At 38.8% G+C, this 12,804-nt stretch carries 15 protein-coding genes and 1 riboswitch; of the genes, 11 read left to right on the plus strand and 4 right to left on the minus strand.

Translation table 11 applies throughout. The features are described 5' to 3' along the window. Positions 1-19: 19 nt before the first annotated feature. Together ACTWQB_RS12675 and ACTWQB_RS12680 are read right to left on the minus strand one after the other, a co-directional pair. A complete protein-coding gene (locus ACTWQB_RS12675; RefSeq protein WP_443139561.1) occupies positions 20-223 on the minus strand; it encodes a zinc ribbon domain-containing protein in 204 nt (67 codons plus the stop codon). A gap of 1 nt (position 224) precedes the next feature. Next, positions 225-1,061: a YitT family protein gene (locus ACTWQB_RS12680; protein ID WP_443139562.1), complete on the minus strand. Its 837-nt coding sequence runs from the start codon at positions 1,059-1,061 to the stop codon at positions 225-227. Between the two features lie 100 nt (positions 1,062-1,161). Between ACTWQB_RS12680 and ACTWQB_RS12685 the strand changes: the two genes are divergently transcribed. The 10 genes from ACTWQB_RS12685 (at position 1,162) to ACTWQB_RS12730 (ending at position 10,341) form a co-directional block, all read left to right on the plus strand. Continuing rightward, positions 1,162-1,611 (plus strand): DUF2188 domain-containing protein, encoded by a 450-nt coding sequence (locus ACTWQB_RS12685; protein WP_443139563.1) that lies wholly within the window; start codon positions 1,162-1,164, stop codon positions 1,609-1,611. 121 nt (positions 1,612-1,732) lie between these two features. Continuing rightward, positions 1,733-3,343, plus strand: a complete 1,611-nt coding sequence (locus tag ACTWQB_RS12690) for a gamma-glutamyltransferase family protein (protein WP_443139564.1) — start codon at positions 1,733-1,735, stop codon at positions 3,341-3,343. A 256-nt stretch (positions 3,344-3,599) separates the two neighbouring features. Beyond that, positions 3,600-4,598 carry a LacI family DNA-binding transcriptional regulator gene (locus ACTWQB_RS12695; protein ID WP_443139565.1) on the plus strand — a complete coding sequence of 333 codons (999 nt, stop codon included), beginning with the start codon at positions 3,600-3,602 and terminating at the stop codon, positions 4,596-4,598. A 13-nt stretch (positions 4,599-4,611) separates the two neighbouring features. Further along, positions 4,612-5,289 carry a ribose-5-phosphate isomerase RpiA gene (gene rpiA, locus ACTWQB_RS12700; protein ID WP_443139566.1) on the plus strand — a complete coding sequence of 226 codons (678 nt, stop codon included), beginning with the start codon at positions 4,612-4,614 and terminating at the stop codon, positions 5,287-5,289. 36 nt (positions 5,290-5,325) lie between these two features. Beyond that, positions 5,326-6,291, plus strand: coding sequence for a sugar kinase (locus ACTWQB_RS12705; protein ID WP_443139567.1), 966 nt, complete (start codon positions 5,326-5,328; stop codon positions 6,289-6,291). Positions 6,292-6,309: 18 nt separating this feature from the next. Then, positions 6,310-7,302: a C-terminal binding protein gene (locus ACTWQB_RS12710; RefSeq protein WP_443139568.1), complete on the plus strand. Its 993-nt coding sequence runs from the start codon at positions 6,310-6,312 to the stop codon at positions 7,300-7,302. 96 nt (positions 7,303-7,398) lie between these two features. Beyond that, positions 7,399-7,971 (plus strand): chromate transporter, encoded by a 573-nt coding sequence (locus tag ACTWQB_RS12715; RefSeq protein ID WP_443139569.1) that lies wholly within the window; start codon positions 7,399-7,401, stop codon positions 7,969-7,971. Beyond that, on the plus strand, positions 7,968-8,501 hold the full coding sequence (locus tag ACTWQB_RS12720; protein WP_443139570.1) for a chromate transporter: 534 nt from the start codon (positions 7,968-7,970) through the stop codon (positions 8,499-8,501). Before ACTWQB_RS12715 ends, ACTWQB_RS12720 begins: the two co-directional genes overlap by 4 nt. Before the next feature lie 144 nt (positions 8,502-8,645). Then, positions 8,646-9,473 carry an aldo/keto reductase gene (locus tag ACTWQB_RS12725; protein ID WP_443139571.1) on the plus strand — a complete coding sequence of 276 codons (828 nt, stop codon included), beginning with the start codon at positions 8,646-8,648 and terminating at the stop codon, positions 9,471-9,473. A 22-nt stretch (positions 9,474-9,495) separates the two neighbouring features. After that, the gene (locus ACTWQB_RS12730; protein ID WP_443139572.1) at positions 9,496-10,341 is read left to right on the plus strand and encodes a fumarylacetoacetate hydrolase family protein; all 846 of its coding nucleotides are present in this window, start codon (positions 9,496-9,498) and stop codon (positions 10,339-10,341) included. 102 nt (positions 10,342-10,443) lie between these two features. Here the strand turns inward: ACTWQB_RS12730 and ACTWQB_RS12735 are convergent, their stop codons facing one another. Then, complete coding sequence (locus ACTWQB_RS12735; RefSeq protein ID WP_443139573.1) at positions 10,444-10,725, minus strand: hypothetical protein; 282 nt, start codon at positions 10,723-10,725, stop codon at positions 10,444-10,446. A 93-nt stretch (positions 10,726-10,818) separates the two neighbouring features. Next, positions 10,819-11,181 (minus strand): response regulator, encoded by a 363-nt coding sequence (locus tag ACTWQB_RS12740; RefSeq protein WP_443139574.1) that lies wholly within the window; start codon positions 11,179-11,181, stop codon positions 10,819-10,821. Between the two features lie 98 nt (positions 11,182-11,279). Beyond that, positions 11,280-11,371, minus strand: a riboswitch (cyclic di-GMP riboswitch). A gap of 221 nt (positions 11,372-11,592) precedes the next feature. Between ACTWQB_RS12740 and ACTWQB_RS12745 the strand changes: the two genes are divergently transcribed. After that, on the plus strand, positions 11,593-12,657 hold the full coding sequence (locus ACTWQB_RS12745; protein WP_443139575.1) for an N-acetylmuramoyl-L-alanine amidase: 1,065 nt from the start codon (positions 11,593-11,595) through the stop codon (positions 12,655-12,657). The last annotated feature ends 147 nt before the right edge of the window (positions 12,658-12,804 follow it).

Consider the following 12,804-nt stretch of genomic DNA (forward strand, 5'->3'; position numbering starts at 1 on the left):
TTTCCACTGCTCTTATCGTTTAACCGCCAAAGAAGAAGTCGACAACATTTCCTGCGGTTGAAGAGTTTTTGTTATAGAATTCGGAGTAGCCGCAGTTTTTACAGAAGACCACAATAAACTTATTGTGCTGAACATCAAACATTTTGGATAAACCAGTTCCAGTCATGGCTACTTCTTTTTGTCCAGCTTCAGTATGACCACATTTTATACAACCGTATGCCATATTATTTTCCCCCTTTATAACCTGTTTTAAATATCTCTTGTACTCGATGTGTCGTGACATAGGCTTCAGGATCTAGTTTTTCAATAATTTTTCTAAGTTGAACAATTTCTCGTTTGTTAATGACGATATAGAGGACTTCTTTATTCAAGTTAGAATATCCACCGCGTCCTTCGAGCACCGTCACCCCACGAGCCATTCGTCTAGTAATATCATCTAGGACTTTTTCGCCTTCGCTTGAAATAATCATGACGGCTGTACGTTGACTAGCACCCTCAACTACTAAGTCAATGACTTTCGAGCCGACGTATACTGCGATTAGGGTGTACATTGCTTTTTCCTGACCGATGACAAATGCTGAGGCGAGAATAATGATGACATCTATGACAAAAATTGTTGGTCCGACATCCCAACCTGCTATTTTATTTAACATTTTAGCTAAAATAGTTGTCCCGCCGGCTGTACCACCTGATCTGAACATTAGTCCTATTCCAAGACCAACAAAAATTCCAGCAAAAAGCGCTGCCAGAAGGGTGTCTCCAACAATTTCCTGTCCCCAGCCCTCAGTTAAATAAAGGAAGAAAGAAGACATTCCGAACGATAAAATTGTATAAATGGTTGCACGTTTCGTGAAAAACTTATACCCAAGTGCTAGTAAGGTGGCATTAAGTAAAAAGTTCATTAAGGCAGGGGACCATTCAAATAAATAGAACGTAATGATGGTAATCCCAATGACGCCACCTTCTGATAACGTATTTGGAATCGCAAAATAGTTGATTCCAAAAGCGAATGAGAACGCACCAAATAATATAAATGCAAGATCTTTTATATTACGAAGCATTGAATGACCCCCATAGATTTGTATTATTTTTATTTTAGCAATGTTTGAATGTGGTTAAAAGTGGAATAGCTAAAGTAAAGCATATATGGAGGTGTTTAACATGCCTTATGATCGAAATGATTATCCAAGTTCATTGAAAAACTTAAACGAAGCAACACGACTAAAGGCTATTGAGATTATTAATGCCATGTTGGAAGAAGGCTATGAGGAGGACGAAGCTATTCCAATTGGAACGGAACAAGCTAAAGAATGGTATGATAACGCAAACGATCAAGATCGACAGGAGATGCGTGATAAGTCTGCTAAGGAGTTAAAGGACCATGACGATCATAATAGTCGACCTGAACTGATGGGCCGAGGTGTGATGGTGACTAAGCATGAGGATGGTTGGGCTGTACAGACTAAGACAGCTGATCAAGCTTCGGATGTGTTTGAGTATAAGGAAGATGCTGTTGAGAGAGGAAGCGAGATTGCAGAGAATAAAGGGACGTATTTAGAGGTGCAGGATTCTAATGGAAAGGTTTTGCGTACACATTCGTATGAAGATTAACAAAATCCGCTGTCATGGCGGATTTTAATTTTTATTTCAGAAAAATTCCTTTCGTATGTTATAATCTTTAAAAAGTTTTCTTAAAAATTAGACAGATTTTGATAGAGTGGGAGGAGACAACATGAATTTTGATAGCATGTATTATCCGTACGCGTCGAGACGTAATGCGGTTTATAGTAAAAATGGAATGGTGGCAACATCTCAGCCACTTGCAGCTGAAGCTGGGATTGAGATGATTCGTAAAGGTGGAAACGCAGTGGATGCAGCGATTGCAACTGCTGCGGCCTTGACGGTTGTTGAGCCGACATCCAATGGTATTGGGTCTGATGCGTTTGCGATTGTATGGGTTGATGGAAAAATTCATGGACTCAATGCAAGTGGTTACGCTCCACAAAACATTTCGATAGATAAGCTTAAAGCTGAAGGGTACGAAGAGGTGCCGACGTTTGGAAAAGTGCCAGTGACCGTGCCGGGAACACCGGCTGCTTGGGCGGAGCTTTCAGAACGTTTTGGCGTGCTGCCTTTTGAGGACTTGTTTGAACCAGCGATTCGATACGCAGAAGATGGCTTTCCGCTCAGTCCAACGCTTGCGTTTCATTGGGAATCAGCTTTTAAAAAATTTAAAGAGATTTTTAAAGATGAGATTTTTGAGAACTGGTTTAAGACGTTTGCACCAGAAGGACGAGCACCTAAAGCAGGTGAGATGTGGAAATCTCCTGGGCATGCGCGTGGATTAAGAGAAATCGCGACTTCGAAGGCAAAATCGTTTTATTCAGGAAACTTAGCTAATGAAATCAATCAGTTCTTCAAGGAACATGATGGTTACTTAACGAAAGAGGATTTAGAGACGTATCAACCTCAATGGGTGGACCCTATTAAAGTTAACTATCGTGGATATGATGTATGGGAAATCCCGCCGAATGGTCAAGGCATTATTGCCTTAATGGCATTAAACATTTTGAAAGGTTATGAGTTTACCGAAAAAGATTCGGTTGATACGTATCATAAGCAAATTGAGGCTATTAAGTTAGCTTTCACGGATGGATTAGAGTATATTACTCAACAGGACCACATGGATGTATCGGTTGAGCAGTTATTATCAGATGCATATGCTGATGAGCGACGTGAGTTAATTGGGGATAAAGCACTTGATCCAACCCCTGGTGAGCCGCAACGGGGTGGAACGGTATATCTATCAACTGCGGATGGCGATGGAAATATGGTTTCATTTATCCAGAGTAACTACATGGGATTCGGTTCAGGCGTTGTTATTCCTAATACAGGTATCGCGATGCAAAATCGTGGCCACACGTTCCAGTTAGATGAACAACACGTGAATGCGTTGAAGCCAGGCAAACAAACGTATCATACGATTATCCCTGGATTTTTAACAAAAGACGATCAAGCCGTAGGTCCTTTCGGGGTCATGGGTGGTTTCATGCAGCCTCAAGGGCACGTTCAGGTCATCATGAACACGATCGATTTTGCTTTAAATCCTCAAGCATCACTTGATGCACCAAGGTGGCAGTGGATGAAAGACAAAGTCGTACATGTCGACCCACTATTCCCAGAGCATCTAGCTCAAGCGCTGCAACGTCGAGGCCATGTAATTAAGCGTAGCTTATATCACAGCGAGTTTGGCCGCGGGCAGATTATTTGGCGAGATCCGGAAACAGGTGTGTTATGTGGTGGAACAGAACCACGCACGGATGGTCATATCGCGGTTTTATAAAAATGAGAGAGGCTACAGCGCTGATTTGGTGCTGTAGTTTTTTTATGTGTAGATTTCTGCCAGAGATTGGCGAAACCTAATCAAAATTTATCGAATAGCCAGATCATGAGAAGGGTTTCGCGCTCATCAAATGGAATTTTTTATTGCAAAGCGATTGGAATCCTTGTACGATAGTATTAACGTAAACGATTACGTAACTATATTTTTTTATTGAACTGAGTAATCGATTACGTAACGAAAGTGATAGGTGAAAACGATGGCGAAGGTGACCATTAAAGAAATTGCGAATATGTTAGGCGTATCGACTGCGACGGTTTCACGTGTTTTAAACAATTCTGGAGGTTATTCCGAAGAAACAAAGAAGCGCGTTTTGGAAGTTCTGAAAAAACATAATTACCAAACGAATGTCGCTGCGAAAAGTCTAAGAACCAAGAAAACGAATAGTGTTGGGATTGTTCTGCCTGATCTGACCAACGAGTATTTTGCTAAAATTGCGGTCGCGATTGAACGTGTTTTAATGAAAAAAGGTTTCTCGATAAATATTTATAACATGAGTGAGGATGCTAATAAGGAGCAATTGATCTTACAGGATCTTCAATCACGTGGTGTGGATGGACTAATCTATGTTTCAGGTTACAGGGAGTTAGTGAAAAAAGTTAGGGCACTACATATTCCAGTTGTATGTATTAACCAACTAGAAAAAATGGATCTCGTCGTACCTGTAATTGAATCCAATCATCAAGAAGGTGGCTATTTGGCGGCTAAAGCTTTGCTTGAACGTGGAGCTAAAAAAATCGTCATGCTTAGGGATGAGCGTGATATTTTACCGGTTAATAAAAGGGAAGAAGGCTTTGTTCAAGCCTTAAACGAGTATGGTTACGAAAAAGATAGAACACTAATTCAGAGTATTCCTTTTGATGTGACGTTAGCAAAAGAGGTTATTATCGATTTGATTAAAAACAAAGTTTCATTTGATGGAGTTTTTGCTAGTTCGGACACGTTAGCTATAGGTGCGTTAAAAGCTCTACAACTTAATGGCAAGAGCATCCCCGATGATGTTCAAGTTGTTGGATTTGATAATGTGACCTTTAGCCAGTATAGCTCACCGGCTTTAACTACGATTCATCAAGCGACCGATCAATTAGGTGAACAAGCTTCCGAATTGTTGTTGAAATTAATGAATAAACAGAAATTGGATTATGATGAACAGTTGGTAGTTCCGGTACATTTAGTGGAACGCGAAACGACACGTTAATGGAGGGCTAATGATGGAACATGTTGATCGTAAAAAACAAGCAGTTGGTGAACAGGCAGCAGAGTGCATTCAGGATGGTATGTTAGTTGGTCTTGGTTCTGGTTCGACGATGTTTTATGTGTTGAAAGCATTAGGTGAACGTGTGAAACAAGGGATACAAATTCGTGGTGTTCCTTCGTCAATAAAGACAGAGAATTGGGCTAAAGAGTTTGGTGTTCCGTTAACGGATTTCTCAGAGGTGGAACGCCTTGACATCGCAGTGGACGGTGCTGATGAAATCGATCCTGAGTTCAATTTGATTAAAGGTGGCGGAGGTTCGTTATTAAGAGAAAAAATCGTCGATGCAGCTGCTGACCGTTTTATCGTGGTTGCGGACGATCGTAAATTGGTGGACCGTCTTGGGGCTTTCCCGTTACCAGTTGAAGTGGTCAAATTTGGTTGGCAATTAACGAAAAATAAGATTGAGTCGTTAGGTTGTTCAGCCGTTTTAAGAGAGAAAGATGGGGATGTATTTGTTTCGAACAATGATAATTACATTTTGGATTGTCAGTTTGATGTGATTAGTAACCCGAAAGAGCTTCATGATGAAATTAAAAGTTTATTAGGTGTCGTTGAAACTGGGTTATTTTTCGACATAGTAGATGAAGTGTTGGTTGCTCGAAATAAAGGCGTCGATATAATAAAAAAATAAAAAGATAGCGTATTTGTATATAAAGGTGGATTTTTTATGAGTCAGATTGATGTATTTACGTTAGGTGAAACGATGGTGCTTTTTCAGCCTGAACAGATGGCTCCTTTAGATTATGTAAGTCATTTTCCTAAAAAAATAGGTGGGGCGGAGTCGAACGTAGCAATAGGACTTTCTCGTCTAGGTCATCAGGTAGGTTGGTTTAGTCAGCTTGGCGATGATCCGTTCGGGCGTTTTGTCTTAAAGACGATTCGTGGTGAAGGTGTTGATGTGTCATCGTGTCAGTATACGAGTGGTGCGCCTACGGGTCTTATATTTAAGGAGCAACTGTCACCTGAAGATTTAAATGTTTATTATTATCGTAAAAATTCGGCTGCAAGTATGATGAGACCTGAACAATTAAATGAAGATTATATTAGTCAGGCAAAAGTTTTGCACGTTACGGGCATTACACCTGCGTTGAGTGAGACAGGTTATCAAACGGTAAAAAAAGCAATTGAAATAGCCAAAAAACATGGTTTAATGATCGTTTTTGACCCTAACTTGAGACTTAAGCTCTGGTCTGAAGAGAAAGCGAAGCAGGTTTTAAATGAAATCGCTAAAGAAGCGGATGTTATTTTGCCAGGGCTGGATGAAGGTCAATTCATGACAGGTATAGATAAGGTTGAAGACGTGGCAAGCGAATTAAGTGAAGATGGAAGCAAAACGGTCATCATTAAATTAGGTAGTGATGGCGCTTATGTTCATTCGAAAGATAAACAAGAATATGTGAGTGGTTTTCCAGTGGCGCAAGTTGTTGATCCAGTTGGGGCTGGGGATGGCTTTGCGGCTGGAATTATCAGTGGTTTGTTACGTGAAGAGCCTCTACAGAAAACCGTTAAACGCGCCAATGCGATAGGAGCAATGGTTGTTGGTATGAAAGGTGACATTGAAGGCTTGCCAACGTTAGATGCCGTTAAGCGCTTTATGGAGCCAAACCAAGAACAGCGAGATGTGAAACGTTAACATAAAGGAGTATGTCTTATGAGTCAATTTAAAGTAGTCGTTACAGATTACAATTATCATACGTTTGCACCTGAAAAAGAAGTGTTTGACCAAATGGGGATTGAATTGACACTTGAACAGTGCCAAACAGAAGAAGAAGTCATCGAAAAATGCCGGGATGCTGACGCAATTTTAAACCAATATGCACCTATTTCTCGAAAAGTCATTGAGAGTTTAGATAATTTAAAAGTTGTTGCTCGCTACGGAATTGGTTTTAACACAGTTGATTTAGAAGCCGCAACAGAGAATGGTGTTGCAGTTGCTAACGTAACGGATTATTGTTTAGATGAAGTGTCGGATCATGCGATGGCGCTATTACTTTCAAGCGTTCGAAAAGTGACACTAATGAATAATGAAGTAAAAAAAGGTAACTGGGATTACAAAGTCGCGATTCCTGTCTATCGAATGAGAGGCCGAAAGTTAGGCTTAATCGGATTTGGTAACATTCCGCAGCGCTTAACAGAAAAAGCCCAAGCATTTGGTATTGATGTCATCGCTTATGATCCATTTGTCCCAAAAAAAGTTGCAGACTCTATGAATGTGGAGCTTGTTGAATTGGAAGAGCTTTACGAGCAATCGGATTATGTGTCAGTTCATCTTCCGTTAAATGATAAAACAAAAGGAATCATTAGCCATGATGCATTTAAAAAGATGAAAAAAGAAGCTTTCATTATCAATACATCACGTGGTCCTGTAATTGATGAGCAAGCTTTAATTGAAGCATTAGAAAATGGAGAAATTGCAGGGGCTGGACTGGATGTTTTAGAAACTGAACCGATTGAAGATGGGCACCCGTTCTTAAACATGGATCAAGTCATCCTAAATCCTCACTCTGCATTCTATTCTGTCGAAGCGGAAGCAGAATTAAAAAGAAAAGCAGCTCAAAACGTAGCAGATGTTCTTTCAGGCTATTTCCCAACGTACTTAGTCAATAAAGATGTTAAAGAAAACGTAAATTTAAAAGAAAAATAATGTCGATAGCTACCGAGTTTAGGTAGCTATTTTCATTTATTAAAATTTAAATCGCCTGATTCGCGTGGTATAATTTGTGAGGATGAGGTGAAAGACATGAATTGGAAATTACAGAAAGATATTTTTATTAGTTTCTTTAGATCAAGCATGCTTGGCTATGGTGGTGGGCCATCTACCATTCCATTAGTTTATAAAGAAGTGGTCGATACATATAAGTGGATGTCAGATGAAGAATTTAGTGATTTACTCGCTATTACGAATACACTGCCAGGCCCAATGTTAACAAAAATGGCGGGGTATATCGGTTACCGTGTTGGCGGTGTTGCCGGGATGATTTCAGCACTCATTTCAGCGGTTCTTCCAACAGTTTTAATTATGATTTTTCTAATAGGTTTCTTAATAAAATTTCGGGATTCAAACATTGTGCAAGGTATGACAGCTGCAATCACACCTGTCGTTGGGGTGCTACTTTTAACCTTAACCTGGTCATTTGCGAAAAGATCTAAACAAGACCTTGGTTGGGTATATGCAAGTCTATTAATCGTTGGTGGAGCTATCTTGTACACGGCTGTTGGTGTTCATCCAGCTATTATCATAGCAACACTCATATTATTTGCTATTTTTAAATCGCCTAAAACAGCAGAAAAAAAGGCGGGTGAAACATCATGAAGGAACTATGGGAATTATTTGTGGCCTTTTTAATTCCGGGAATTGTCGGATATGGAGGCGGCCCTGCTTCAATTCCGTTAGTTGAGCACGAAGTTGTCAAAAACTATGAATTTATGACGACAAATGAATTCGGAGAAGTTTTAGCTTTAGCAAATGCGCTGCCTGGGCCAATAGCGACAAAAATGGCTGGATATATAGGCTATGAAGTGGCTGGCACATTAGGTTCGACAATAGCGCTTTTTGCAACAGTCGTGCCATCTTTACTTGCGATGATTTTTTTACTTGGAATATTGACGAAATATAAAGACTCGCCAAAAGTAAAACGAATTACAATTTACGTTCGACCCATCATTGCTGTTTTAATGGGGTACCTAACGTTTCAGTTTTTCGATTCATCAGTTGAGTCTGCTGGTTGGACACAAACGGTGCTCTTAGTAATCGTCAGTTTAATTTTATTAGAGAGATTTAAAGTACACCCTGCGTGGGTCGTTGCTGGTTCATTGGTTTATGGAGCCGTTATCTTATCTTAAAATAGTGTCGAAAACACAATTTCATATTTCTACAATATTTCCAAGGAAATATTTCAAAATTCTCCATGATGTCGAGTGGTGGATGATATTTTTTCAAAAACGTATCAGCTTTCGATATAATTAGATTTAAAAGGAGGATGACTAATGATTCAATCTCTACAAGATCGGATAAAATTAAATAACGGTGTCGATATGCCAGGGTTCGGACTTGGCGTTTACAAGGCTGAGGATGGTAAGGAAGTTGTCGAAGCTGTTCGAACAGCCGTAGATAATGGTTATCGTCTGATTGATACGGCGTCTTTTTATGAAAACGAACGCGGTGTCGGTGAAGGCATTCGTGAATCAAGTGTCTCTCGTGACGATCTTTTTATTACGACCAAGGTATGGAATGATGAACAGGGCTACGACGAAACGTTGCGCGCCTTTGAGAGAAGCTTAGAGCGACTAAAGCTAGACTATTTAGATCTTTACTTAATACATTGGCCAGTTAAAGAGCGTTTACAAGATACGTGGAAAGCGATGGAACGTCTCTATGAAGAAGGAATTATCAAAGCAATAGGCGTCAGCAACTTTCACGTACATCATTTACAAAAACTATTCACAAAAGCTAATGTGAAACCAACAGTGAATCAGATTGAATTTCATCCACATTTAACACAAAACGATGTAAAAGCATTTTGTGAAAAGGAAGCAATTCAAATGGAGGCTTGGTCTCCAATGAAGAAAGGCCGACTTTTTGATGATCCAACGATTGTTGAAATTGCGGAACGTCATGGCAAATCACCTGCTCAAATTATATTACGCTGGGATGTTCAACACAAAGTTATTACGATTCCGAAGTCTGTGACACCTAGTCGTATCAGGGATAATGCTGATATATTTGACTTTTCGTTATCTCAAGATGAAATGGAACAAATTGATCGTTTAAACAAAAATGAACGAACAGGAATGAACCCAAACGAATTCGATTAAGAGGAGAGGGGCGTTATAGCCTATGAAGTTGTTATCGTTTAATTATCAAGATACGACTTATTGGGGAGTTTTAAGAGAAGACGGCATTTATTATTCAGATCATCTTATGACGTATTTTCCAAATCTACTTTCGGTCATCGAGAATTTCCATCATCTAAGCTTGGGAAATGACTTAAATAAGTTCGTGGAATGCGATGAGGTTGAGATTTTACCGCCTTATAAGCCCAATAAAAACATTATGTGTATCGGTAAAAACTATCGCGAGCATGCGATGGAGATGACAAATGATCCAAAATCAGTGCCAAAGGACCCTGTTGTTTTTACCAAATCACCAACGTGCGTGGTTGGTGATGGGAAACCAGTTAAGGCTCATCAAGCTGTTACTGAACAATTGGATTACGAGGGTGAACTTGCTGTTATAATTGGTAAAAAGGGGATTAATATTGCTGAAGAAGAGGCTTTAGACTATGTTTTCGGGTATACGATTATGAATGATGTTACAGCCCGTGATCTTCAGAAGAAACACACACAGTTTTTTAAAGGTAAATCATTAGACACATTCGCACCAATTGGGCCTCATATTGTGACTGCTGATGAAATCTCAGATGTTCAAGGTCTAAATATTCAAACGCGTGTTAACGATGAACTTAGACAAAACGGTAATACAAAAGACATGATTTTCTCAGTCGCAAAGCTGATTGAAGTGCTTTCGCAAGGTATGACACTTGAGCCTGGTGACATTATTGCCACAGGTACGCCAAGTGGTGTTGGAAAAGGATTTAATCCGCCAAAGTTTTTAAAGTCTAACGACACGGTTACAATTATGGTTGAAGGAATTGGAACGCTAAGAAACTTCATCGTGGAATAAAAGGTAAAATGAAGACAAGTTAATCCTATGAATCTAATAATGCCCTCTGTCAATTTGACAAAGGGCATTATTATTACTCATTAACATTATTGTGTAACTATACTAACCTATAACTTTTGTTTTTAATACAATTTGGTCAAGGTGTTTACGATAATCTGGAGATGATGTTTTATAAGCATAATAGTGGCGATGACATAACCCTAAACTCTTAATATCAAGATCGCAATTTTTAACTGCACATGTACGAATTTTTCTTCTAGGTTTATATGTTATATGAACATTACCATGCCTTCTTAATCTAGTGTAATGCATTTCACAAAGTTGTTTAGTTTGGACCTTAATAGGATTTGAACAACCTTCTACACAACATTTGTCTTTATTCATCATTCACCCTCCTAGTGTTTAGTGCTGATATCAACCGATTTGAGTTTCATTTGGCAAACCTAACGCATCATAAAACCTTACTTATAAATGAATCTAAGTTGAAGTAATAGTTTTTCTTAAAACTAGATCTAATTGTTCAAAGTATGGTTTAATAATGAATCCTTTGGCGCCTATCTGATTGGCTTCTTCAATATTATTATGTGTTGCCATAGAAGAACACATAATAATATTGGCATGGGAGTCATAATCTAAAATCTCCCTTAATGCCGTTAAGCCATCAACTTTAGGCATGGTGATATCTAAACACACAAGGGTTGGATGTCTTTGTTTGTACAAGTCAATTGCTTCTTGTCCATCAGAAGCTTCTACTATCACTTGATACCCACGTGCTTGAATAAATCGCTTTAACCACTTTCGCATAAACTTAGAGTCATCTGCAATCATAACAGTTACCATAATAATGAGGACTCCTCATTAAAGGTACCCTTAAAACATGACTCCAAATTCAATGTTGAAAATAACTCAACTTGAATGGAATTCATTTGATATCCTCCTTCGGCGACTAGGCTACCATGACGTTTAGTTATAACGTTTTAGGCCCTTAGTTTTGCGTCCTTACCTTTCGATAAGTTTGCCATTATCGGTTGGAATAAAATATAGAACTATTTTACCATATAACTATTCAGATAGCACCATCTGATCATCGAATAAAGTTTAATCTAGCATTGATGTGAAAACTTTTCACGAACTAGGCTACACTACGCCTACCTATTAAACTATTTAATCTATAAATTTTTGTTATAAGTGTTTAATAGTTTAAAAGATTGGACATAACTAGAATCAACTCATTAAAGGGAGGGTTTATAGATGAAGTTATATACGAAAGTTTTGCTGGTGCTCAGTCTAGTATTGATATTTTCTATGTCACTGACGGTTCAAGCGGACGAAGCTCCAATATATGAAGTTACAGCAGATTATTTGAATGTGAGAGAGGAGCCTTCATTAGAAGGACGTATTGTTGCTGTATTGGAGAAAGGTGATCAAGTAAGAGTTTTTGATGAAAATGATGGTTGGGTAAAAACGTATTACAATGAAGAGGAAGTATGGATTTCGACAGCGTATTTGAAGGAAGTAAAAGAAGATGTAGAGGTTAATGAAGATACTGAAAAGGTTAAGGTAAACGTTGAGAACGCACATATTCGATCAGGTTCAAGTGTGGAACATTCTGTTGTTGGCTATGCTCAGTTTGGAGATACTTTTTATTTACTAGATTCTGAGAATGATTGGCATAAGATTAAGTTAGAAGATGAAAAAGTAGATGCAGGATGGATTGCTAGTTTTTTAACGGAACGAGTTGACGAAGAGGAAGTAAGTGAGGAAGAGGTTGAACAATTAGTTGAGGGTGCTTTTGATAATATAGAAGTTGTACTAGACATTGGGCATGGTGGAAAAGATGGAGGTGCTGTTAGTGGCGGTATTCTTGAAAAAGACTTACTACTTGATACCGGACTAGCAGTGGCTGAAAAGTTAGAAGAAGCAGGGATCTCAGTCACATTGACAAGGGACGAGGACCAATACGTATCGTTAGATGATCGCGTGGAAATTAGTCGGAAACAAGACCCAGATGTGTTCATTAGCTTGCATTATGACTCTTACCATGATTCTTCAGTCAATGGTACAACTGTGTTCTATCATCAAGATAAGGAATTAGCTGAGTCATTTAAAAATGCTATGAGTGAGCATACTTCGCTAAAAAGTCGTGATTCAAAAAAGGCGCTTTACAAAGTGCTGACAAATAACCAAGCACCATCGGTATTAATGGAATTAGGTTTTGTCACAAATGCTAATGACTTATCAATCATTCAAACAGAAGAGTATTATGATCAAGTTGCTGAAGCAATCAAGCACGGATTGATGGATTATTTTGAGTAGATTAAGGGCATTACACGAAAACTTTGTTGCTCTAGAGCGACAGTAGGGATTGTTTCATGAACAATTGAAGGTATTATAGCGAAACTTATACTAACTTCAAGTGCACACGACCTAGTTTCATGTGCACTTGAAATCATTTTACGTACA

Source organism: Piscibacillus sp. B03 (assembly GCF_052246295.1).
GTDB lineage: Bacteria > Bacillota > Bacilli > Bacillales > Alkalibacillaceae > Piscibacillus.

Coding starts and splice junctions, on each gene's coding strand:
- ACTWQB_RS12675 (WP_443139561.1), bottom strand. CDS start 223: ATGGCATACGGTTGTATAAAATGTGGTCATACTGAAGCTGGACAAAAA.
- ACTWQB_RS12680 (WP_443139562.1), bottom strand. CDS start 1,061: ATGCTTCGTAATATAAAAGATCTTGCATTTATATTATTTGGTGCGTTC.
- ACTWQB_RS12685 (WP_443139563.1), top strand. CDS start 1,162: ATGCCTTATGATCGAAATGATTATCCAAGTTCATTGAAAAACTTAAAC.
- ACTWQB_RS12690 (WP_443139564.1), top strand. CDS start 1,733: ATGAATTTTGATAGCATGTATTATCCGTACGCGTCGAGACGTAATGCG.
- ACTWQB_RS12695 (WP_443139565.1), top strand. CDS start 3,600: ATGGCGAAGGTGACCATTAAAGAAATTGCGAATATGTTAGGCGTATCG.
- rpiA (WP_443139566.1), top strand. CDS start 4,612: ATGGAACATGTTGATCGTAAAAAACAAGCAGTTGGTGAACAGGCAGCA.
- ACTWQB_RS12705 (WP_443139567.1), top strand. CDS start 5,326: ATGAGTCAGATTGATGTATTTACGTTAGGTGAAACGATGGTGCTTTTT.
- ACTWQB_RS12710 (WP_443139568.1), top strand. CDS start 6,310: ATGAGTCAATTTAAAGTAGTCGTTACAGATTACAATTATCATACGTTT.
- ACTWQB_RS12715 (WP_443139569.1), top strand. CDS start 7,399: ATGAATTGGAAATTACAGAAAGATATTTTTATTAGTTTCTTTAGATCA.
- ACTWQB_RS12720 (WP_443139570.1), top strand. CDS start 7,968: ATGAAGGAACTATGGGAATTATTTGTGGCCTTTTTAATTCCGGGAATT.
- ACTWQB_RS12725 (WP_443139571.1), top strand. CDS start 8,646: ATGATTCAATCTCTACAAGATCGGATAAAATTAAATAACGGTGTCGAT.
- ACTWQB_RS12730 (WP_443139572.1), top strand. CDS start 9,496: ATGAAGTTGTTATCGTTTAATTATCAAGATACGACTTATTGGGGAGTT.
- ACTWQB_RS12735 (WP_443139573.1), bottom strand. CDS start 10,725: ATGAATAAAGACAAATGTTGTGTAGAAGGTTGTTCAAATCCTATTAAG.
- ACTWQB_RS12740 (WP_443139574.1), bottom strand. CDS start 11,181: ATGGTAACTGTTATGATTGCAGATGACTCTAAGTTTATGCGAAAGTGG.
- ACTWQB_RS12745 (WP_443139575.1), top strand. CDS start 11,593: ATGAAGTTATATACGAAAGTTTTGCTGGTGCTCAGTCTAGTATTGATA.